Source organism: Neorhizobium sp. IRS_2294 (assembly GCF_050500145.1).
Classification (GTDB): Bacteria; Pseudomonadota; Alphaproteobacteria; order Rhizobiales; family Rhizobiaceae; genus Neorhizobium; species Neorhizobium soli.
Map to the genome: position 1 here is coordinate 2,113,861 of NZ_CP191439.1, position 22,172 is coordinate 2,136,032.

Here is a 22,172-nt window from a genome sequence, read left to right on the forward strand (position 1 = left end):
GACACGGATCCGGAAGATTCCTAGGGGAAACATAGGAATGAAAAGAGAACATCGGCTGGTCTTTCGAGCCCGAATCACTACATTGGCCGGATGAGTAACAGTTACGACGACATCCCTTTCTTCGATGAGGAGCCGGAGCCCGCCCCCCGCAAGGCGCGAGGCGAAGACCAATCGGACCAGCGCCCGGTGCCGGCATCGGCTGGCAACCAAGGTTCTGCTCCTGTTCCTGCTGGTGGTTCCGGTGGTTTGGGGATCGCGGCGCGGGCCATGGCGGCGCGCGGTGGCAACCGGCCCTCACCCGACTATATGACGGGCCTTAACCCGGAACAGCGCGAAGCGGTCGAGACCTTGGATGGTCCCGTTCTGGTTCTCGCGGGCGCCGGAACCGGCAAGACCCGCGTGCTGACCACCCGCATCGCCCACCTGCTGGAGACCGGCCGCGCCTATCCGAGCCAGATTCTCGCCGTGACCTTTACCAACAAGGCTGCGCGCGAGATGAAGGAGCGCATCGGCGTTCTCGTCGGCGGCGCCGTCGAAGGCATGCCGTGGCTCGGCACGTTTCACTCGATCGGCGTCAAACTGCTGCGGCGCCATTCGGAGCTGGTCGGCCTGCGATCCGATTTCACCATCTTAGACACCGACGACGTCGTGCGCCTGATCAAGCAGCTCATCCAGGCGGAAGGTCTGGATGACAAGCGCTGGCCGGCCAAGCAGTTCGCCGGCATGATCGATGGCTGGAAGAACAAGGGCCTGTTGCCGCCCGACATTCCGGAAGGCGACGCCCGAGCTTTTGCCAACGGCAAGGGCCGCGAACTCTATGCCGCCTATCAGGCCCGCCTGCGCACGCTCAACGCCTGCGATTTCGGCGACCTTTTGCTGCACCCGATCGCCCTGTTCCGCAAGGCACCGGATCTGCTCAAGGAGTATCACCAGCGGTTCCGCTATATCCTCGTCGACGAGTATCAGGACACCAATACGGCCCAGTATATGTGGCTGCGTCTGCTCGCTCAGCGTCCGAAGGATGTGCCGCAGAACGTCTGCTGCGTCGGCGACGACGACCAGTCGATCTATGGCTGGCGCGGCGCGGAAGTGGAAAACATCCTTCGCTTCGACAAGGATTTTCCGGGCGCCAAGGTCATCAAGCTTGAGCGCAACTACCGCTCGACAGAGCACATCCTCGGCGCTGCCGGCCATCTGATCGCCCATAACGAAGGACGCCTCGGCAAGACGCTGTTCACCGACCGGGTCGATCCCGAAGATGAAAAGGTCATCGTCCACGCTGCCTGGGATAGCGAAGAAGAAGCCCGTGCCGTCGGTGAGGAGATCGAGCGGCTGCAGCGCGGCGATGGTCGCAGCGATGCCAAGAAACACGCGCTGAACGACATGGCGATCCTGGTGCGCGCCTCGTTTCAGATGCGCGAGTTCGAAGACCGGTTCGTGACGCTCGGCCTCAACTACCGCGTCATCGGCGGCCCGCGCTTTTACGAGCGCCTCGAGATCCGCGATGCGATGGCCTATTTCCGCATGGTCTGCCAGCCGGCCGACGACCTTGCCTTCGAGCGTATCGTCAACACGCCGAAGCGCGGCCTCGGCGACACGACCATACGCTACCTGCATGACAGCGCCCGCGCCCGCGATGTGCCCATGCTGCAGGCCGCAAGCGAAATGATCGAGACCGACGAGCTGAAGCCGAAGGCCCGCAAGGCCCTGTTCGATGTCGTGCAGAATTTCCGCAACTGGCAGGCACGTCTCGAAACCGTGCCGCATACGGAACTGGCCGAGCAGATCCTCGAAGAGTCGGGCTATACCGACATGTGGAAGAACGACAAGACCGCCGAAGCGCCGGGGCGGCTGGAAAACCTGAAGGAACTGATCCGCTCGATGGAGCAGTTCGAGAGCATGCGCGGCTTCCTCGAACACGTCTCGCTCGTCATGGATGCCGAGACCAACGAGAACCTCGATGCCGTCTCGATCATGACGCTCCACTCGGCCAAGGGTCTGGAATTCGAGACCGTATTCCTGCCCGGCTGGGAAGAAGGCCTTTTCCCGCACCAGCGCGCCCTGGACGAAGGCGGCCGCTCGGGGCTGGAGGAGGAACGCCGCCTCGCCTATGTCGGCATCACCCGCGCAAAGCGACGCTGCCACATCTGGTTCGTCTCGAACCGACGCATTCACGGCCTGTGGCAATCAACCATGCCCTCGCGGTTTCTCGATGAACTGCCGCCGAGCCATGTTGATGTGGCGTCCTCGGAGTCCTCGAGCTTCGGCGGCTATGGCGGCCGCGGCGGCTACGGCCAGTCGCGCTTCGACAAGGCGGATGCTTTCGCCGGCAACTCCTATGCGACGCCCGGCTGGAAACGCGCCCAGGCCAACAAGACAGATGCCACCCGCGACAACTGGGGCAGCCGCTCAGGCCACGCCGTGGAACGCATCGGCTACGGCGAAAGCGGCCCCCGCGGCCGCACGATCGACGGCGAGCTGGTCGCCAAGTCGACAACCGACACGCCCTCGAAATTCACCACCGGCGACCGGGTCTTCCACATCAAATTCGGCAACGGCAATGTCACCGCGATCGAAGGCAACAAGCTGACGATCGAGTTCGACAAGGCAGGGCAAAAGCGGGTGCTGGACGGGTTCGTGGAGAAGGCGGGCTGACGAGACGTCTACTCACTCGCAAACGAGGGTCGTGACCATGATGAGGGCTTTAGAATTCGATGAATGACATCTCCCTCACCAACAGCGACGTCGTCGAACTCACCGCATGGCGCCGCCGGCTTCATACCATGCCTGATGTCTCCGGTGAGGAAGCGGGGACGGCGCGCGAGGTGGTGCGGTTCCTGTCGGAGACCGGTCCGGACGAGATCGTCGAAGGTCTGGGCGGCACCGGCGTCGCGGTCGTCTACGACAGTGGCGTGCCCGGAATGACGGTGATGCTGCGGGCGGAGCTCGATGCTCTTCCGATCGAGGAGTTGGGCGATCCCGAGTACAAGTCGAAGGTATCGGGAAAGAGCCATATGTGCGGGCATGACGGGCATATGGCAACGCTTGCGGCGGTCGGCCGTGCGCTCGGACGTCGACGTCCCGCCAAGGGTCGTGTCGTTCTCCTGTTCCAGCCGGCGGAGGAGAACGGCGCCGGGGCGGCAGCGGTCCTTGCCGACGAGACGTTCCGGGCCCTCACGCCCGATATCAGCCTGTCGCTGCACAATATGCCGGGCATCCCGCTCGGCCACGTCCATCTGAAGGACGGGCCGACCAATTGCGCATCGCGCGGCATGAAGATCATCCTGACCGGCAAGACTGCCCACGCGGCATCGCCAGAGACCGGGATCTCGCCGGTTTCGGCCGTGGCCAGGCTGCTGCCAGCCCTGAGCGGTATTTCGGCAGGCTCTGTCGAAAACGACGACCTCGTGCGAGCAACCGTGACCCACGTGACGATCGGTGAACCCGCGGCCGGAATTTCACCGGCGCATGGCGAGATCTGGGTGACGCTGCGCACCTCGACGGATGATCAGATGTCCGCTCTTGTCGAACAGGCGGAGACAATGGCGAGAGACGCGGCTGCGGCGGATGGGTTGGCCCTGACCGTGTCCTATCAGGATGTGTTCGGCCACTGCATCAACGATCCCGCTGCAGCCGACATCCTAAGGGCCGCCATGGATGCCGAGGGCGTGCCGCATGTCGCTGGGCAAGCCTATCGCGCTTCGGAGGATTTCGGTCGCTTCGCTACGGTCTCGAAATCGGCCATGCTGTTTCTCGGCGCCGGCGAAAGCCACCCTGCCCTGCACAACCCGACTTATGATTATCCCGACGATCTGATTGCGATCGGCGCGCGCATCTTCCTGGCCGCAACGCGGCAGACGCTGGGCTGACAACGAAAAACGGAGCCTAAAAGGCTCCGTTTGTTTTGAGTTTGATCAGGCGTCCTTGTTGCCGAACAGCTTTGCCATGATGCCGCCGCCGCTTGGGCCGGCGCCGGGGCGCTTGCCATCCCACTTCGGCACGATGATCATGTGGGTGATCTCGCCGCGCTGGAAGGCCTTCAGGAACTTGTCGTAGTCAGCGAAGGCCACGCAACCATGGCTGTCGCCGCGAACGCGAAGCAGGAAGCTGTGAGCGAGAAGACCCGTGCGGCCCTGAGGCGCCTTGCCGTCGGTCGGTGTCAATCGGATTGCCGCAACACCGTGGAACAGCGATTCGCGCATCGACAGCTTGTAGGTGCCCGGAGGTGTCGGGCCGCGCATCTTCACATGCGTGAACTTCGGGTTGTCGCGCATGCTGCCGATGCCGGAATGGGCCTCGAGCTTGCTGCCATTCGGCATGATGACCACGCCGTTGGTGATGTCGTAGATCGCAACCTTGGTGCCAATGCCCGGCCACTTCGGCGAACCCTGCGACGGCGCGAGAGGCTCTTCGCGCATCGGGTTGTTCGGCTTGGCAAAGGCAAGCACGGTTGGCTTGTCGTTATCGTTGTCGCCACGGCCAGGCTTTTGCGGCGCGACGGCTGCGATTGCGGCAAGTGCATTCGGCTTTTCAGGCTTGACGGAAGCGACGGCCATGGAAGCGCTGGTGGTGGCCGCACCGGGACGCAGGACCGGCAGTGGTCCGGCTTTCGGCAGCGCCTGGGCGAGAGATGTCGGCGCAGGTGAAGGCAGCGGCGTCGCCTGTTCGGCAATCGCCACCGTATCCTCCGACATGCTTTCCGGCAGATCGCTTTCGAGCGACGCGAGTTCCACCGGCTTCATCGTGTCGAGTTCCGCCACCTCTGTCGCCGGCTGAACTTCCTGGAGAATGTCGGGCATTGCGCCCAGAGCTTCGCTACCGCGTGGCGCTACGACCACAAGACTTTCCATGGCAGAACCGAGGGCGGACTTGATCTGGTCGGAGCCGGGCCGAAGCTTGCCAAGGGCCGCAAACTGCTGTTCGGTTTCGGCGTGACGGGCAGCCTTTGCCATCGCGAGATGCATCGACTGACGAACGCTTGCGTCATCCGGACGCTGGGAAGAGAGAGCAGCAAGCTGCGCTCCTTCCAGACGACCGCGCTTCGGCTCGGCCGGCGCGCTGCCTGAAAGGCGAGAGAATTTCGAGATATCGAGATTGCGGTCCGCAGTGCGCGCCGATGCAGCCACGAGATGCTCGCGCGCCGTTGGTGGCGCAAGCAGGGCCGTTTCGAACCTGATGCTGGGGGCAGACTTGACCGAGGTCGCGACCGTGACCATCGAGGCACCAACCAGCGCTGCCACGGTAAAGCCGACGCCAAGCGCCATATTCGTCATGAGTGAGCGGGACTTCTTGCGGCGCGCCTGCGCCGAGGATGCTTTCGATGCCGCTTTGCGACCGTTCTGCTTCGAAGCTTTGGATTCCAACTGACGCGCCATTACTCGTTACCCGAACCGTTACTCACACCGGCAAGGCCTGCTTTCGCAGTCTTGCCCGCAAGATCAAAGCGGACTGAGAAAGCAGACAGGATCTGCTCATCGCCGCCAATCGACTGCATATGAGAATGAACGATTATGGTAACCAATGTCTTTACGCCGCCCCGATTTGGTTTCGGTGGTGCACTTAAAAGCGCATACCGCCGGAAGTTAAGCAGAAATGCGGCAAAGGGGTGTTCGACCCTTCCCGCAAGTCCGGTGTCTAGCTCGTCGACTGTTGCTGTTTAGCGACAAAAGTTAACAAACTCAAGGCTTACACCGGTTTTTAACTGTTGCGACATTTGAGGTACGAAATCGCACCCGCAATTTTGAGGGGGTAAGATGCGGCAAGCCCGAGCCAAAGTGTGGCGACACTCTGTCTGAACCCACATGCGAAAATGGGCGCCTCTGTGGAGGCGCCCATGGATCGTGGAGTTTTGAAGGGATGCGGTGAACGGCTCAACCGTCGGCCCGGCGAATGGACCGACCTTCCATGAAGAAGAAGGGCCGCAATTTCACACCCAGCACATTTCCGGCAAACGCCGCGACTGCCCAGAGATAACCATGCAGGCTGCCGGACGCGATGCCGGAGAAATAGGCTCCGATATTGCAGCCATAGGCGATTCGCGCACCGTAGCCGAGCAGCAGGCCGCCAACGACGGCCGCAAGGATCGAACGCAGCGGGATGTCGAGGCTGGGAGCAAACTTTCCAGCCAGCGCCGCCGCCAGCATGGCGCCCGCGATGAGGCCGAAATCCATGACGGATGTGACATCGGCAAACACGCTTCCGGCCAGAGCCTTGGCATTCCCCGGCTGCTGCCAGTAGGCCCAGGCTGTCGGATCAAAGCCGATCGCCTGCGCGCCCTTCGCACCCCAGAGCGCGAAGGCGGACGTGATCCCCCAGGGACGGCCGGCGATTGCGAGCGTCGCGAAATTGAGGATGACGAGTGCAATCGCGCCAGCCACCAGCGGCCACGGACCACGCAGATAGCGGGCAAGACCATGCCGTGGCGAAGGTGGTGCCTGTTCAAGTGCGCCGTTGCGCCGCTTCTCGACGACCACAGTGATCGCGGCGATCGCCGCGAATATGGCAAGCGATACCGCAATGCCGCCAAACGCACCGAACGTCTGAAACAGAGACGTCGGCGGCAGCGAAGGAAGACTGACCCACCAGTCGAAGTGGATGGTGGCGAGAACCGAACCGACGATGAAGAAGAACAGGGTCACCAGCATGCGCGCATTGCCGCCACCGGCGGTAAACAGCGTGCCGGATGCACAACCGCCGCCAAGCTGCATCCCGATGCCGAACATGAAGGCGCCGACGATCACGCCGATACCGGCCGGCGAGATATTGCCACGCACCTCGGTGCCGAACAGCACGCCGTTGGATAGAGCCGGGAAAAACAGGATGACGGCAAGCGCCAGAAGAATCATCTGAACGCGAAGACCCCGGCCCCGGCCCTCCGCAATGAAGACACGCCAGGCAGACGTGAACCCGAAGGCCGCGTGATAGAGCGCGATGCCAAGCCCGCCTCCGATGAGGAAGAGCGCACCTTGGGCTGGACCATAAGCGAGGCCGAGCGCAACGGTGCCGACAACAAGCACGATGAGAGCGCCGAGACCGGGAAAACCGATCGGCGGCAGGCCTTCAGCCCGCGTTTCTAGCGAAGACGACAGTGACATGGGAGAAACTCCGTGAAGATGACCTCTAGATAGGGTCGTGGTCCGCATCCGACGAGGAATCACGTTTCAACATTCGGCTCGAAACCGGATTGAGATTTCAGATCGGTCAGCAAAAGCGATCGAGTCATCTTCAGACATCCTAGAAACCGCGGAGATCAGATGACCGCAGAACCTGCCACCAAGGCCGACCGTTTCGTCACAAATGATTTGGAGCGACGATCGTGTTGGGCAGAAGAGGCTTGATCGATGCCGCCATGCTTGGCATCTTCGTGTGACAAGGAAGAACCACTCGTGAGGACGATCTATGAAAGCGCTGCTCCTGATCGACATCCAGAATGGCTTCTGCCCTGGCGGCAACCTCGCCGTTGCCCACGGTGACGATATCGTGCCGATCGCAAACAGCCTCATTTCCGACGGCGGTTACGACGTGATCGTCGCCTCGCAGGACTGGCATCCCGCCAATCACGGCAGCTTCGCCTCCCAGCATCCGGGCAAGAAACCATTCGACATGGGCGAGCTCTTGGGCCAGCCGCAGGTCATGTGGCCGGATCACTGCGTGCGGGAAACACCGGATGCGGAATTCCATCCGGATCTCGATATCGGCGCAGTCGATTATATCCAGCAGAAGGGCGAAAACCCTGCGGTCGACAGCTATTCCGCCTTTCGCGACAACGACCAGGCCGCCCTTACCGGCCTTGCCGGTTACCTCCGGGCGCAGCAGATTACGGAGCTTGACGTTTGCGGTCTCGCCACGGACTACTGCGTGAAGTTTTCAGCCTTGGACGCTGTCGAAATGCTGCCGGACGTCAAAGTGCGCTTCATCGAGGATGCGAGCCGCGGCATAACACCCGAGGGTGTCAGGGCTGCCATCGAGGAGATGCGCGCCAACGGCGTCGGCATTATCAAGAGCAGCGAGATTCTCGCGGACTGACGCACTCCGCGCCGCCGATCGTTCAGCAAAATCGATACACGCATCAACGCAATTCGATTGTCACCGGGCGCTCACGTGCATAAACGAAGCATTGCACGCGCACGCATCGGAAGACTCATGAGTTTCAGCGAACCGATCACCACAAGCGGCCAGATCAGGAACGGATTGAAGAAGGGCTTCGTCATCGTCCTTTCCTCAGCCCCGTTCGGCATCCTGTTCGGAGCGATCGCCATCGACAACGGTTTCAGCATGGCGGAAGCGGCGCTGATGAGCGCGTTTGTCTTCGGCGGTGCGAGCCAGTTGGTCGGGATCGAACTGTTCGGCCACCATGTCGCGGCCTGGATGATCGTGCTCTCGGTGCTCGCCGTCAATTTCCGCCACGTTCTCTATTCCGCGGCAGTATCGCCGATCCTCGGCCGTTTTCCGCTGCTAAAACGCGGGCTTTCCTTTTTTCTGCTGACCGATCCGCAATTTGCCGAGACGGAGAAACGTGAAGAACAGACCCCGGTTACCTTCGCCTGGTACATCGCCATGGGCGGCGTGGTATGGATTGGATGGGTCGGCAATACCATTGTCGGCGCGCTGTTCGGCAGCCTGATCGGCGACCCGAAGGCGATCGGCATCGATGTCCTCCTGCCCGTCTACTTTCTCGGTCTGGTGATGGGCTTTCGCAAGCGGCACAATTTTCTACCCGTCCTCGTCGCCGGAGCAGTCGGATCGGTTATCGCCTACTGGGTCGTCGGGTCACCCTGGCATATCAGTGTGGGGGCAGCGCTCGGGATCGTCGTCGCGGCCATCCTACCTCCTCCCGGAGCCTCGGATCACGACGTGAAAGACCCGGCCCTTGAAACGGAGGCTGCGTGATGGAAACCGGCATGAGCGCCTTCTCCGTCGACAGCCAGACAGTCACCCTGATCCTGATGGCGGCAATTGCGACATACGCCACGCGGCTCGGCGGCTACATCCTTGTCAACAGCCTGAAACGCATACCGCCACGGGTGGAATCGGCCCTCAACGCCGTGCCGGCCGCCGTTCTGGTGACACTCGTCGCTCCACCCTTCGTCAACAGCGGCTGGGACGTGCGCATTGCGATGATCGCGGCGCTGGTGTTCGGACTGCGTTTTCCGGGCCTCATGGTCCTCGTCGTCGGCTGGGCGGCAGTCATGGCCGCCCGGCACGGTTTCGGTATCGGGATGTAATCCGGCTCAGCCGGAGATCGGCGCCGTCGCAGTTGTGAGCCAGGTCTTGACCGAATCCTTGTCGATCAGCGGCATCAGTTTTTCGCGCACCTGTGTGTGATAGTCGTTCAGCCACTGCAGTTCTTCCGAGGTCATCAGCGATTGGACCACAAGCCGGCGATCGATCGGGCACCAGGTCAGCGTCTCGAACGACAGAACCGGCATGTCCCCACCCTCGACAGGTGCGGCATCGTTCACGAAGATCAGGTTTTCGATCCGGATCCCGAAGGCGCCGGGGCGGTAATAGCCGGGCTCGTTCGAAAGGATCATGCCGGGCAGAAGCTCCTGCGTCGACATCCGCGAAATGCGCTGCGGCCCCTCATGCACCGAGAGATAGGAGCCGACGCCATGGCCCGTGCCATGCGCAAAATCCGCCCCCGCCTTCCACAGCGCGATCCGAGCGAGCGGATCGAGATCGCAGCCGCGCGTTCCCTTCGGAAACTTCGCCATGCTGATGGCGATCATGCCCTTCAGAACCAGCGTGAAGAAGCGCTTGCGATCCTCGGAAACCGAGCCGACCGCAACCGTGCGGGTGATATCCGTCGTTCCGTTGACATACTGCGCGCCCGAATCGATCAGGAACAGTTCGCCGGGCAGGATCTGCCGGTTGCTTTCGGACGTCACCCGGTAATGCATGATCGCAGCATGCTCTCCGGCACCGGAAATCGTATCGAAGGAAACGTCCTTCAGCGGGTTCTGCATGCTCTGGCCGACGCGGGCCCGGGTCGCTTCCAGCGTCTTTACCGCATCGATCTCGGTGATTGAGCCCGGCGTCTGGCCATCCAACCAGCACAGAAACTCGACGACAGCCGCGCCATCCTGCAGATGCGCCTTGGCAGATCCATCGAGTTCCGCCGAATTCTTGCAGGCGCGCGGCAGCTTTGCCGGATCGATCCCCTCGACCACCTCGCCGCCGGCTGCGACGACTGCAGCCGTCAGCGCGAGCGGTGTCAGATCCGGATCGATCAGGATGCGGGCGCCGTTTTTGGAGACCTCGGCAAGACGGCCTAGGAACGCGGAAGGGTCGCGCCGGAGAGCGAGAGCGTCCAGGTAAGCCGCCTCTTCGCTCCCGAGCTTTGCCGCATCGATGAAGAGTTCTGCCTTGTCATTTGCAAAGACGATCGCGCGTGCCAGCGGGTGTGGCGTGTGCGGCACGTCAGCCCCGCGAACATTGAAGATCCAGGCGACGGAGGACGGATCCGTGATCAGCACCGCCGACAGTCCCTTCGCTTCGGTCTGCCGCGCGATCTCGCTCAGCTTGTCGCCGGCCGGCTTCCCGGCAAACTCTTCTCTCTGGATGGTCAACGCGCCAACCGGTTCCGCCGGGCGATCGCTCCAGATCGCATCGAGCGGATTATGGGCCAGCGAAACCAGCGTGCCGCCGATCTCCGCAAGCGCCTTTTCCAGCCTGCGCACTTCCGCACCGGCATGCAGCCAAGGGTCGATGCCGAGGCGGAACCCTTTCGGCGCTTGTTTCGCAATCCAGGCATGCGGCGGCTCGCCGACCAGATCGCCGCCGGAAAACACAGTTCCGTCAACCTGTTCGGCCAGTTGCGTCACGTAACGCCCGTCAACGAAGACGATTGCCTCACGCTGCGTGATGAGCGCCATGCCGGCAGATCCGGTAAAGCCGGTCAACCATGACAGGCGCTCGGCCGACTCAGGCACATACTCGCCCTGATACTCGTCGGCGCGGGGCACGAGAAACCCGTCGATGCCGAGTTCGGCAAAGCCGTCGCGCAGGGCAGTCACCCTTTCGCGGCCGAACTGCGGGGCGGACTTGGTCTCGAACGATTGAAACATGAGTGAATTCCGGCTGGTTTGATTCCGACTGATGGCCGCCATGTTAGAACATTTCCCCGCGCCGCCGCCAGTATCCTATGCAGATACGTGACAGGGCAGTCAGGGTCAGGAACCTATCCATGCAGCCGACGCATGCCACACATGATGCAGACCCACTGCCTGCCTCATTTTTTATCAACTAAGGTGTCGTCAATGTTCGATGACCTCTGGGGTCATCACTTTGAAAAGGACGAACACGATGGCCAACTCATTTCTCCGCAATGCAATGAACCGCGTGGTTGAAGCCCGTCAGCGTCAGGTTTCCCGTTACGTCAACGGCGCAATGCTTGGCCTTGATGATGCGACGCTGAAGAGCCTCGGCACGACGCGCGAAGAACTTCAGCGCCAGGGTGCGACCCGTTACATCTTCTGATCTGAGGACGACGCGATACCCGGCACGCAACTCGGTGTGCCGGCAAGCCTACAGAACCTGACAGGCCAGCTCATGGCCCGTCACATGCCTCGCACGAAATGCATGGTCACCCAGCCGTTTCGCCAGATCGTGCGCACATGCCGGCAGCGGGCGCCTGCATAAGCGGAAATCACCTTCCAGCGCTGCTCGGCTAGAATACCGGACAGGATCACCGATCCGCCCGGTGTCAGATGCGTCACCAGCTGCGGCGCCATCTTGATCAACGGCCGCGCCAGAATATTGGCGATGATGAGGTCGAACGGACCGTCCTGGCGAAAGGCCGAGGAGTGGAAACCCGGTGCCGTCTCCAGCCGCAGTCCGCTGGCAATGCCGTTGCGGCGAACATTCTCCTTGGCAACCCGAACGGCGACCGGATCGATGTCCGTTGCAAGAACCGGGATGTTGCGCAACTTGCGCACCGCAATCGCCAGAACGCCGCTGCCCGTTCCCAAATCGAGCGCATTTCTCGGCTCGGTCGCTCGAACGACCGTGTCGATCACCTCGAGGCACCCCGCCGTTGTGCCATGATGGCCGGTCCCGAATGCCTGTCCAGCATCGATCTCGATGGCAATGTCGTTGATCTTGACCTTGTCGCGGTCATGCGAGCCATGAACCAGAAACCGCCCTGCCCTGACAGGCTTAAGCCCTTCGAGCGATTTGGCAATCCAGTCGACATCCGGGATAACCTCCATCGCAATCGAAAGATCGGGAAAATCGTCGCTGATCGCCTTTGCGATGCGTTCTCTGAAGACCTCTTCGTCGTCCGCCATCATGTAGACGGAGGCTTCCCAGATATCCTTCTTCTCGTCCACCTCGGTCGTGGCAATCGCCACGTCCTCTTCGCCGAACTCCAGCGACAGGAGGTCGAGGATCTCGGCCGAACCGATTTCGGTGGATGTCACGTAAAGCCGGATTTCACTCAAAGGAAGTCGCCTCTCATAATCTTCGCGGCAAGCTTTGCCACAGATAAGGCATCCGCCTCAAGCGACTTATCCCTTGGTCAGGTTCTCGAGCTTCTTCGCCGCCGCTGCAGGATCCTCGCCGTAAGCGATCGTTCCGGCAAAACGGCCGCCGTCCTTCAGGAGGAAAATCGATGCCGTATGGTCCATCGTGTAATCGCCGCCAGGGTTTTTCTCATCCACCGGCACCTTGCGGGCAAGCACGCGAAACCCTTTGACCATCTCCATCACCTTGGCAGGCGGGCCTGAGATACCGCGAATACGGTCGGAGACATTCGAGACATACTGTCCCATCAGCTCCGGCGTGTCGCGCTCCGGGTCGACGCTCACAAAGTAAGCGTTGAGCTTTGTGCCATCGGGATCGACCTGATGCAGCCAGGTGTTCAGCTCGAACAGCGTTGTCGGGCAGACTTCCGGGCAATGGGTAAAGCCGAAGAACACGGCAGTCGGTTTGTCGCGGAACGCTGCTTCGGTGATCGGGCTGCCGTCCTGCGCCACAAGTTCGAACGGGACACCGAACGGCCCTTCGGCCACCTGCTGCTTCGAGCGCGTGACCTCCAGGGTCAGCCAGGCCAGAACACCGGCCAAAATGACGACGGCGAGCCAAAGTACAATTCGGAAAGTCTTCATCGTAGTTTGCCTGCTGCATCATCAGTTGAGATCGTGACCGCTGATAGCCGCAGACGACGATTGTTGCAAATCACCACAGCGTTTTCACAGACGTGGCCGTCACATGCACCAGGAGAGCGTTCCCTCGGCCATCGCGAGGAAGATGGACGAACCGTGCTGCGCCCAACCAACAAAAGCGAGGACGCCGATCAGCATCGCGGCAAGCGCGGCGATCAGAAAAACCGGAAGTCGGAGCGATGGGGCGGTCGGTTGCATGACCCACTATAGCATCGTCGACCGGCCGGGAAATAGAACAAAAAGCGCGTTGAGGCGGCAAAGATTAGGGGAAGTTTAACGGGGACGTGAGACTTTCAAAAAAACGACATCAGGATGATCGACATGAGTAACGCCATCAAGCAGTCGGGAGCCTATCTCGAAATCGTCTCCTTCCACTTGGGAGACCAGGAATTCTGCATCGACATCATGGCGATCCGCGAAATTCGCGGTTGGGCGCCGGTCACTCCGATGCCGCATACTCCGCCTTACGTGCTTGGCCTCATCAACCTGCGCGGCGCGGTGATCCCGGTCATCGACATGGCGTGCCGCCTCGGCATGAAGATGACCGAACCGTCCGAGCGTTCGGCGATCATCGTCACGGACATCGCCGGCAAGCTGGTCGGCCTTCTGGTCGAACAGGTCTCCGACATGATGACGATCAGAAGCGAAGATCTGCAGCCGGCACCGGAAATCATTCCGGAAGCCCAGCGCGATTTCTGCCGCGGCATCGTTGCCCTGGAAAAGACCATGGTCTGCTTCCTGAACCTAGACACCGTCATTGCAGACGAACTGTCGCGCGAAGCCGCCTGATCTGAAGGCATAGAACTGTCCTTGCTGAAACCGGGTTCCGAAAGGAGCCCGGTTTTCTTACGTCAGGACGTAGAGCGGATCAGGGTTTGCCCTTTTCCCAGGTCACCGGCTGGTTGAACAGCGGCACGCTGGAGATCGCCATCTTCGCCGATCCTTCGACAACCTGTCGCGAATGGGCAAGGTAGATCAGCGTATCGTTCGGCTTGTCGTAGATCCGCTTGACCAGAAGGTCTTTCCAGATCAGCGACCGACCCTGGCGAAACACTTCCTCGCCACCGTCGTCCAGCTCGATATCACCGATCTCGATCGGCCCGGTCTGGCGGCAGGAGATGGAATTGTTGGACGGGTCCTCGAACCACTTGCCGTTCTTCAGCCTGTCGATGACGCTGCGATCAAAATACGTGACGTGGCAGGTGACACCCTTCACCTTCGGGTCCTGCACCGCCTCGACGATGATGTCGTTGCCGATCCAGTCGACGCCGACCTTGCCGACCACCTGGGCAAGAGCGGGAACGGCAAGACCGCCGAGGATAGCGGCGGTCGCGAGAACGGCAAGGCGGCGGCTCGAACGAGTCATAGTGGCAAAATCTCCAGTCAACGATACGTGATCAGAGATAAGCTTCGGCAGCGGGGTTACAAGTGATCACTGCTTGCGCAATGTGCAGGCATCATAGCCACCGGAAAACAACCGCCCTGCCCGCATGCCGATCGCGGTCGGAATATCGTGGATATGCATGACCTCAAGCGACCGTGCAATCGCGATCGAGGCTTCGGCACAGACCGCCGCATCCTCTGCCGCATTGTGATGCAGGAAGCTCAGCCCCAGGTGCTGCGCGAGGATATTGAGCTTGTGCGAGATCAGGTGCGGCCAGACTTTTTGCGCCATCTTGACGCTGCAGAGATAAGACAGTTCCGGATAGGACTGCCGGTACTGGTCGAGACAGGCCCGCCAGACGCTGAAATCGAAGGCGGCATTATGGGCGATCATCGTCGCGCCACGAAAATCGTCGATGAACTCGTCCATCACTTCGGGAAACTCGCCGGCATCCTCGACATGGTCGGGCCGGATCCCATGGATGGCGATGTTGAAAGACGAAAACCGCATATCCCGCGGCCGGATCAGCCGTTCCTCGACCCGCACCACACGACCGTCCTCGATCCACGCAAGACCCACCGAGCAGGCGCTGCCGCGCTGTTCGTTGGCGGTTTCGAAATCGATCGCAATGGTCTTCAAGGTCGCGTCCTAATCTTCGGTCATCGGACTTTTATGCCGGATGGAGCGATTCGGCAAAGCGCATCCCCGCCTGCATCTTGACCTCCACATCATTGTCAGGCCCAATGTGATCCATGATCAACGCTATCGCCCACACCCGTCTTACCATGACCACAAGCCTTGCAGGGCGTGTGGCGGGTTTGGCGCGTTAGTCGATCATCCGTCCACCACCCTGCCGAAAATGGCAGGGATCGGCTGGTCCGCTCTGCCTCGGTATTACCTGAAGGAGAGCAAAGATGTCTTCAAGCGACGAAATCCAGGAAAAGCCACCGCGAGCCGAACGGCTGGACGGTTACGTGATCAGGTCGTCGACACCCGACGATGCGGCGGCCATCACGGCCCTCGCCAATCTTCCCGGATATCGCTACGGCACGCTGAGGCTGCCCTTCCAGACCGTAGCGGAAACCCGCCAGTATCTGGAAAACCCGGCGCCCGGCGCAAAGAAGCTCGTGGCGGACATGGACGGCGTCATCATCGGCGACATCTTCCTCGGTCCGCTGCAAGGCCGTCGCCGGCATGTGGGGACGATCGGCATGGGCGTGCACGACGACTTTGTCGGCCGCGGCGTCGGCTCGGCCTTGATGAAGGCCGCGATCGACCTTGCCGACAACTGGCTGAACCTGCACCGTCTGGAACTCGACGTCTTCACCGACAACCAAGACGCCATCAGGCTCTACGAGCGCTACGGCTTTGTCATCGAAGGGCATCTCAGGGACGACGCCTTTCGCGACGGGCACTATGTCGACGCCTATGCGATGGCGCGGCTCAAAACCTGATGCTCAGCTACCGATAAGCGTCAGCCACTCGTCTTCCGTCATCACCTCGACACCGAGTTCCCTGGCCTTGTCGAGCTTGGAACCGGCGCCGGGGCCGGCAACGACGTAGTCGGTCTTCTTGGAAACGGAACCGGCCACCTTGGCGCCGAGCCCTTCGGCACGGGCCTTGGCCTCGTCGCGGGTAAACCGCTCCAGCGAGCCGGTGAAGACGACGGTCTTGCCGGCAACCGGGCTGTTCGAGGCCGCGATCTGTTCTGCCGCCTGCGGCGTCACCTCGGTGAGGAGGCGCGTCACGACGTCGAGATTGCGGGGCTCCTTGAAGAACTCGACGATGGCGCGGGCGACGATCTCGCCGATGCCCTCGATATTGTTGAGGTCAGCCCAGGCATCCCCGGAGAGACTGGCCGCGTCCTTCATGGCCTCGGCAAAGGCCTCGTAGGTGCCGTAGTGGCGCGCCAGAAGCTTCGCCGTCGTCTCGCCGACATGGCGGATGCCGAGCGCGTAGATGAAGCGGTTGAGCGCGATCGAGCGCCGCTCGTCGATCGCGTCGAACAGTTTCCGGACGCTGATCCTGCCGAACCCGTCGATGTTTTCGAGCTTCAGCAGTTTCGATGTTTCCTGACGCTTCTTCAGCGTGAAAATGTCGGGCGCAGTGCGGATCTGCAGCGCCGGATCTTCCGCCTCGAAGAAGAAGTCGACCTGTTTTGCCCCAAGCCCTTCGATGTCATAGGCATTGCGTGAGACGAAATGCTTCAGGTGTTCGGTCGCCTGCGCACGGCAGACGAAGCCGCCGGTGCAGCGGGTGACCGAATCGAGCTTGCCGGTCTTCTCGTTCTTCTCGCGCACCGCATGACTGCCGCAGACCGGGCATTTCTTCGGAAACTCATAGGCCTTGGCATCCGCCGGCCGCTTTTCCATGACCACGTCGAGAACCTGCGGGATGACGTCGCCGGCACGCTGCACGATGACCGTGTCGCCGATGCGGATGTCGTGATCGTCTTCGCGGATCCGCTCGCCGGAATTGCCGATGCCCTTGATATAATCCTCGTTATGCAGCGTCGCGTTGGTAACGACCACGCCGCCGACGGTGATCGGGGTCAATCGCGCCACCGGTGTCAGCGCGCCGGTGCGGCCGACCTGGATGTCGATATTCTCGACCGTCGTGAACGCCTGCTCGGCGGGGAATTTGTGGGCCGTCGCCCAGCGCGGAGAGCGCGAGCGGAAACCGAGGCGCGCCTGCAGATCGAGCCGGTCGACCTTGTAGACGACACCGTCGATATCATAGTCGAGTTCGGGACGCTCGAGGCCGATCTCGCGGTAGTGGCCGAGAATATCCTCGAGTGAATTCAGCCGCTTCATCAGCGGATTGACCGGGAAACCCCAGTCCTTGAAGGTCTGCACCATCTCGTATTGCGTGGTCGGCAGATCGTTCGGCTCGGACATCTCTCCCCAGGCATAGGCGAAGAATTTCAGCTTGCGGCTGGCCGTCACCTTGGCATCGAGCTGGCGCAGTGAGCCTGCCGCCGTGTTGCGCGGATTGACGTAGAGCTGCTTGCCCTTCGCTTCCATCTCCGCATTGAGCGCCAGGAAATCGCTCTTGCCCATATAGACTTCGCCGCGAACCTCGACGACCGCGGGAACGCCTTTCGGAAGCTTGTTGGGGATTTCCTTGATCGTCTTGATATTGGCAGTGACGTTTTCACCCGTCGTGCCATCGCCACGGGTCGCGGCATTGACGAGGATCCCGTTCTCGTAGCGAATCGACATCGACAACCCGTCAATCTTCGGCTCGGCCGTAAAGGCGATCGAGCCGTCCGGCAACTGACCGAGAAAGCGGTAGACGGAGTTCACGAAGTCGCGCACGTCGTCGTCGGCGAAGGCATTGTCGAGCGACAGCATCGGTCGCGAATGGGTGATCTGTGCGAACGTCGGCAGAGGTGCCGCACCAACCTTGATGGACGGCGAATCGGCCCGGATCAGTTGCGGGAAACGCTCTTCGATCGCCGCATTACGCTTCTTCAGCGCGTCGTAATCGGCATCGGAAATCTCCGGCGCGTCCTTGGCATGGTAGAGCTCGTCGTGATGGGAAAGTTCACGCGCCAGTCGCTCCAGCTCATCAGCCGCTGCCTGTTCCGTCAAGTCATCAACAGGGGTCTCGGTCGGGGTCTGGTCGGCGGCCATGCGGGAATCTCCATCTTCAACGGCATTTCTAGTGCAATTTGAGAAGATTGGAAGAAGCAGCGCCCATCTCGCCTGTGACTGAACGCCACGAAATACAGCATCGTTTCGGGATACCGGATTGCGTTACGCCCTGTCCGGGTGAGCCTGACCGCACGCTCCCGCGACTGCCGGATAACCGTTTAGCTCTTGCCCGCAAGCAGGCTTCTGGCGGCCGCCCTCGCCTCGTCCGTTACCGAAGCGCCGGCCAGCATGCGGGCAATTTCCTCGGTGCGGTTTTCAGGCGCCATAGTCGCCACCCGTGTGGCAATCTTGTCGGAACCGTCGCCGGCCGGACCCTTGGAGATCAGAAGATGCGTCGCGGCACGAGCCGCCACCTGCGGCGCGTGGGTGACCGAGAGCACCTGCACAGTGCCCGACAGACGCTTCAGCCGCTGGCCGATCGCATCCGCCACCGCACCACCGACACCAGTGTCGATTTCGTCGAAGACGAGCGTCGGTGCCGAGCCGCGATCGGCAAGCGCCACCTTGAGCGCCAACAGGAAGCGCGACAGCTCGCCGCCGGACGCGACCTTCATGATCGGCCCGGGGCGTGTGCCCGGATTGGTCTGAACATGGAATTCGACCGTATCGATACCCTCGGCTGCCGCAGCCTCCGGATTGGCGGTCACCTCGACCATGAAGCGGGCCCGCTCCAGCTTCAGCGCCGGCAATTCCTGCATCACCGCTTCGGCCAACGTCTCCGCGCCCGCTTTACGTTTGTCAGAGAGAACGAGTGCCGCCCGATCGAATTCCTCTTTCGCAGCGGCCGCGATTTTTTCCAGCTCACCCAGCCGTTCCTCGCCGGCATCGAGATCGGCAAGGTCAGCCACCATCTTCTCGGCAAGCGCTGGAAGATCGACGACGGCGACCGAATATTTGCGGCCGGCGGCGCGCAGGGCGAACAGTCGTTCCTCGACCCGTTCCAATTCACGCGGATCGAACTCGGTCCGGCGAAGCGCCGTTTCGACTTCCATCTGTGCGTTCGACAGATGGTTCAGCGCCTGATCCAGCAGCTCGACGGTCTCTTCCAGCAGGCCAGGCGCCTCGTGGCTCTTGCGCTCGAGGCGGCGCACCATGGAGGCGATCAACGGCACGGGCGAACCGTTGCCGTTGAGAAACTCCGACGCTTCCGAAATATCACCGGCAATGCGCTCGGACTTCTGCATCTTCGAGCGCTGCTCGGCCAGTTCCTCCTCCTCGCCGTCGCGGGGAGAGAGGGCTTCCAGTTCCTCGACCGAGGCCCTGATATAATCGGCCTCGCGTGCGGCGGCCTCCACCTTGGCGCGATGCGTCTTCAGGGTCCGGTCGGCATCCCGCCAGGATTTGTAGAGGTGGGAAACCGAGAGAACCTCATCGTTGAGGCCTGCAAACGCATCGACAAGCGTGCGGTGGGCGCCGGTATCGATCAGAGCGCGATCGTCGTGCTGGCCGTGGATCTCGACCAGAACCTGTCCCGCCTGGCGCATCATCTGCACGCTGACCGGCTGGTCGTTGATCGAGGCGCGGGTGCGCCCGTCGGCCGACTGGATACGGCGGAAGATCAGATCGCCGTCGTCGTCTATGCCGTTGTCGCGCAGAAGCTTGCGGGCGGAATGGTTCATCGGCACGTCAAAGACCGCCGTCACCTGCCCCTTGTCCTCGCCATGGCGCACGAGACCACCGTCGCCGCGGCCGCCCAGCGCCAGAGAAAGACTGTCGAGAAGGATGGATTTGCCTGCACCGGTCTCGCCGGTCAGCACGGAAAGGCCCGCTTCGAAGGCAAGGTCCAGCTTCTCGATCAGAACGATGTCGCGGATCGAAAGCTGGATCAGCATGCGGCCTCGCCTATCCTGTCAGGCACTTGGTTGAAAGGTCTCAGGCGCCGACGAGCTTTGCGCCGGCACGCGCAATCCACGAGCCCTTGTTCTCGCGCGGCTGAACACCGCCGGACTGAAGCAGCTTGTAGGAGTCTGCGTACCACTGGCTGTCCGGATAGTTGCGGCCAAGCACGGCTGCGGCGGTCTGCGCCTCTTCGACGATGCCCATCGCGTAATAGGTTTCCGTCAGACGCGCGAGGGCTTCTTCAACCTGGTTGGTATTGGAAAAGGTCTCGACGACCCTGCGGAAGCGCGAGATGGCGGCAAGATATTCCTTGCGCTCGAGATAGTATCGCCCGACCTGCATTTCCTTGCCGGCAAGCTGGTCACGCGCAAAGCGGATCTTCGCCTGCGCGTCCTCGACATATTCCGAATCGGGATAATCACGGACGACCTTGGTCATCGCATCAATCGTGTTGTTGGCGGCCTTCTGGTCCTGCGTGACGTCGGCGACCTGCTTGGAATAGGCAAGGCCGACCAGATACTGCACGTAGGCCGAATCTGCGGAGCGCGGGTACTGGTTGAGATAGCGGTTACCGACGGTGATGGCCTCGTCGTTGCGGCCCATGCGATACTTGCTGAACGTGCTCATGACGAGCGCCTTGCGGCCCCACTCGGTGAACGGGTTCTGCTTCTCGATGGCGTCGAACTTGCGGCTCGCTTCGACGATATTGCCCGCCTTCATGTTGGCAAGGCCCTGATTGTAGAGGGCCTCGGGCGACTCGCTTTCGAAACCGAGCTTGGTGATGTCGATGTCTTTGTCCGACTGGCATGCGGTAAGGCCGAGACCGGCACCCGCAAACACCAACGATACAAGTGCGATCCTTGCCGCTCTACGCATTTCTACAGCCTTCGCATACGCCATTCGACAATTCCCGATGTCCCGCCCGTTTTGCCCTGCTGCCCGAAAGCAGGTCGTTCTAGCCATAAAAGTATTGGCAGAGCAACGCAATGCTCACCCATTAACGCATTTTTGTGGCACCGACCGCAGCACACATGGCTATTCAAAAGAAAAGCCGCTTCCAACGGAAGCGGCCAAGTCGACTGGAGTTGTTATTCAAGCAAAAGACGGCGCCAGTTCACTGACGCTGACCGGAACGAAATCTCCGGCCCTCACGCGCGCAACCCGCGACGATGGCGCTTCGACGATCTCATAAGCCGTCGGATCGTTGAGCAGAGCTTTCAGCGCATTGGCGTTCATCTTGTGGCCGCCGCGATAGGAGCGGTAGCAGCCGATGAACTGAGCGCCGGCAAGCGCAAGATCGCCAACCGCGTCCAGCGTCTTGTGGCGCACGAATTCGTCCTGGTAACGAAGACCCTCGACGTTCACGACCGTTTCGTCATCGGAAATGACGACGGAATTCTCAAGCGACGAACCGAGAGCGTAGCCAGCAGCCCAAAGGCGCTCGACGTCACGCATGAAGCCGAATGTACGAGCCCGTGAAAGATCCTGCTTGAACCGCGCTGCGGTCAGTTCACCGTTCCAGCTCTGACGGCCGATCAGCGGAGATGCGAAATCGATCTCGACTTCAAAGCGGGTACCATCATGCGGCCGGAACTCGGACCAGGACGCGCCCGATTCGATTCGGACCGGCTTGATGACACGGATGTAGCGACGCTTCACATTGAGATTGACGATGCCGACCTGTTCGATCGCATCGATGAAAGGATAGGAGCTGCCGTCCATGATCGGCATTTCGGCGCCATCGACATCGACAGTCACGTTGTCGATCCCGAGCGCGTAGAGTGCTGCCATCACGTGTTCGATCGTGGCAACCCAGGCGGCCGGCGACGAACCAAGGATCGTGCAGAGATCGGTCGGACCAACCTGAGAGGAGACGGCGCGGTATTCGGCAGAAGACCCGTCATCAAACTGACGCGCGAAGATGATACCGGAATTGGATTCAGCAGGCTGGAATGTGATGCTGACCGGAGACCCCGAATGCACGCCAATACCGGTCAAAGAAACCGGGGCCGCGATGGTGGTCTGGAAACCGAGCAATCCGATGGTCATTCCTAATGCCTTCTCTCAAGACCCCTGGTCTGGGATCGAGCTTGGTTAGATACCGGCGACAACGCCTCTCAAACGTTCATG

General features: G+C 61.3%; 20 protein-coding genes. 8 read left to right on the forward strand and 12 right to left on the reverse strand.

Annotated features, from left to right (window positions below; all coding sequences use genetic code 11):
* The first annotated feature begins 90 nt into the window (after positions 1-90).
* Positions 91-2,655 (forward strand): ATP-dependent helicase, encoded by a 2,565-nt coding sequence (locus ACQY1K_RS10260; protein ID WP_430257286.1) that lies wholly within the window; start codon positions 91-93, stop codon positions 2,653-2,655.
* 68 nt (positions 2,656-2,723) lie between these two features.
* On the forward strand, positions 2,724-3,869 hold the full coding sequence (locus tag ACQY1K_RS10265; RefSeq protein ID WP_430258976.1) for an amidohydrolase: 1,146 nt from the start codon (positions 2,724-2,726) through the stop codon (positions 3,867-3,869).
* Positions 3,870-3,914: 45 nt separating this feature from the next.
* Here ACQY1K_RS10265 and ACQY1K_RS10270 read toward each other — a convergent pair whose 3' ends face one another.
* Complete coding sequence (locus ACQY1K_RS10270; RefSeq protein ID WP_430257287.1) at positions 3,915-5,363, reverse strand: DUF2778 domain-containing protein; 1,449 nt, start codon at positions 5,361-5,363, stop codon at positions 3,915-3,917.
* Between the two features lie 507 nt (positions 5,364-5,870).
* Complete coding sequence (locus tag ACQY1K_RS10275) at positions 5,871-7,094, reverse strand: YeeE/YedE family protein (protein ID WP_062581070.1); 1,224 nt, start codon at positions 7,092-7,094, stop codon at positions 5,871-5,873.
* A gap of 304 nt (positions 7,095-7,398) precedes the next feature.
* Between ACQY1K_RS10275 and pncA the strand changes: the two genes are divergently transcribed.
* The 3 genes from pncA to ACQY1K_RS10290 all read left to right on the forward strand — a co-directional run bounded on the left by pncA (position 7,399) and on the right by ACQY1K_RS10290 (position 9,224).
* Positions 7,399-8,025 (forward strand): bifunctional nicotinamidase/pyrazinamidase, encoded by a 627-nt coding sequence (pncA, locus tag ACQY1K_RS10280; RefSeq protein WP_430257288.1) that lies wholly within the window; start codon positions 7,399-7,401, stop codon positions 8,023-8,025.
* A gap of 117 nt (positions 8,026-8,142) precedes the next feature.
* A complete protein-coding gene (locus tag ACQY1K_RS10285) occupies positions 8,143-8,889 on the forward strand; it encodes an AzlC family ABC transporter permease (protein ID WP_430257289.1) in 747 nt (248 codons plus the stop codon).
* 11 nt (positions 8,890-8,900) lie between these two features.
* Positions 8,901-9,224 carry an AzlD family protein gene (locus tag ACQY1K_RS10290; protein ID WP_062457971.1) on the forward strand — a complete coding sequence of 108 codons (324 nt, stop codon included), beginning with the start codon at positions 8,901-8,903 and terminating at the stop codon, positions 9,222-9,224.
* Between the two features lie 6 nt (positions 9,225-9,230).
* On the opposite strand, the gene ACQY1K_RS10295 is transcribed toward ACQY1K_RS10290, so the two are convergent.
* On the reverse strand, positions 9,231-11,066 hold the full coding sequence (locus ACQY1K_RS10295) for an aminopeptidase P family protein (protein WP_430257290.1): 1,836 nt from the start codon (positions 11,064-11,066) through the stop codon (positions 9,231-9,233).
* A gap of 238 nt (positions 11,067-11,304) precedes the next feature.
* Between ACQY1K_RS10295 and ACQY1K_RS10300 the strand changes: the two genes are divergently transcribed.
* Positions 11,305-11,478: a hypothetical protein gene (locus ACQY1K_RS10300; RefSeq protein ID WP_062456227.1), complete on the forward strand. Its 174-nt coding sequence runs from the start codon at positions 11,305-11,307 to the stop codon at positions 11,476-11,478.
* Between the two features lie 80 nt (positions 11,479-11,558).
* On the opposite strand, the gene ACQY1K_RS10305 is transcribed toward ACQY1K_RS10300, so the two are convergent.
* From ACQY1K_RS10305 to ACQY1K_RS10315, 3 genes are all read right to left on the reverse strand, one after another.
* Positions 11,559-12,440, reverse strand: a complete 882-nt coding sequence (locus ACQY1K_RS10305) for a 50S ribosomal protein L11 methyltransferase (protein ID WP_430257291.1) — start codon at positions 12,438-12,440, stop codon at positions 11,559-11,561.
* A gap of 66 nt (positions 12,441-12,506) precedes the next feature.
* Positions 12,507-13,106 carry an SCO family protein gene (locus ACQY1K_RS10310; protein WP_062456221.1) on the reverse strand — a complete coding sequence of 200 codons (600 nt, stop codon included), beginning with the start codon at positions 13,104-13,106 and terminating at the stop codon, positions 12,507-12,509.
* 99 nt (positions 13,107-13,205) lie between these two features.
* Positions 13,206-13,361 (reverse strand): hypothetical protein, encoded by a 156-nt coding sequence (locus tag ACQY1K_RS10315; protein WP_430243192.1) that lies wholly within the window; start codon positions 13,359-13,361, stop codon positions 13,206-13,208.
* Between the two features lie 123 nt (positions 13,362-13,484).
* Here ACQY1K_RS10315 and ACQY1K_RS10320 point away from each other — a divergent pair, with 123 nt between their 5' ends.
* Positions 13,485-13,952 (forward strand): chemotaxis protein CheW, encoded by a 468-nt coding sequence (locus ACQY1K_RS10320; RefSeq protein ID WP_062457968.1) that lies wholly within the window; start codon positions 13,485-13,487, stop codon positions 13,950-13,952.
* Between the two features lie 79 nt (positions 13,953-14,031).
* Here ACQY1K_RS10320 and ACQY1K_RS10325 read toward each other — a convergent pair whose 3' ends face one another.
* Both ACQY1K_RS10325 and ACQY1K_RS10330 read right to left on the reverse strand, forming a co-directional pair.
* Positions 14,032-14,529, reverse strand: coding sequence for a CreA family protein (locus ACQY1K_RS10325; RefSeq protein WP_062581078.1), 498 nt, complete (start codon positions 14,527-14,529; stop codon positions 14,032-14,034).
* A 66-nt stretch (positions 14,530-14,595) separates the two neighbouring features.
* On the reverse strand, positions 14,596-15,186 hold the full coding sequence (locus ACQY1K_RS10330; protein WP_062456214.1) for a 3'-5' exonuclease: 591 nt from the start codon (positions 15,184-15,186) through the stop codon (positions 14,596-14,598).
* A 275-nt stretch (positions 15,187-15,461) separates the two neighbouring features.
* On the opposite strand from ACQY1K_RS10330, the gene ACQY1K_RS10335 reads away from it, so the two are divergent.
* Complete coding sequence (locus tag ACQY1K_RS10335) at positions 15,462-16,001, forward strand: GNAT family N-acetyltransferase (RefSeq protein ID WP_430257292.1); 540 nt, start codon at positions 15,462-15,464, stop codon at positions 15,999-16,001.
* Positions 16,002-16,004: 3 nt separating this feature from the next.
* Here ACQY1K_RS10335 and ligA read toward each other — a convergent pair whose 3' ends face one another.
* The 4 genes from ligA to lpxC all read right to left on the reverse strand — a co-directional run bounded on the left by ligA (position 16,005) and on the right by lpxC (position 22,091).
* Entirely contained in the window at positions 16,005-18,182 is a 2,178-nt protein-coding gene (gene ligA / locus ACQY1K_RS10340; protein WP_430257293.1) for an NAD-dependent DNA ligase LigA, read from the reverse strand.
* A 179-nt stretch (positions 18,183-18,361) separates the two neighbouring features.
* Positions 18,362-20,035 (reverse strand): DNA repair protein RecN, encoded by a 1,674-nt coding sequence (gene recN / locus ACQY1K_RS10345; protein WP_430254132.1) that lies wholly within the window; start codon positions 20,033-20,035, stop codon positions 18,362-18,364.
* Positions 20,036-20,075: 40 nt separating this feature from the next.
* Entirely contained in the window at positions 20,076-20,942 is an 867-nt protein-coding gene (locus ACQY1K_RS10350; protein WP_062456202.1) for an outer membrane protein assembly factor BamD, read from the reverse strand.
* A gap of 192 nt (positions 20,943-21,134) precedes the next feature.
* Entirely contained in the window at positions 21,135-22,091 is a 957-nt protein-coding gene (lpxC, locus tag ACQY1K_RS10355) for a UDP-3-O-acyl-N-acetylglucosamine deacetylase (RefSeq protein ID WP_430257294.1), read from the reverse strand.
* Between the last annotated feature and the right edge of the window lie 81 nt (positions 22,092-22,172).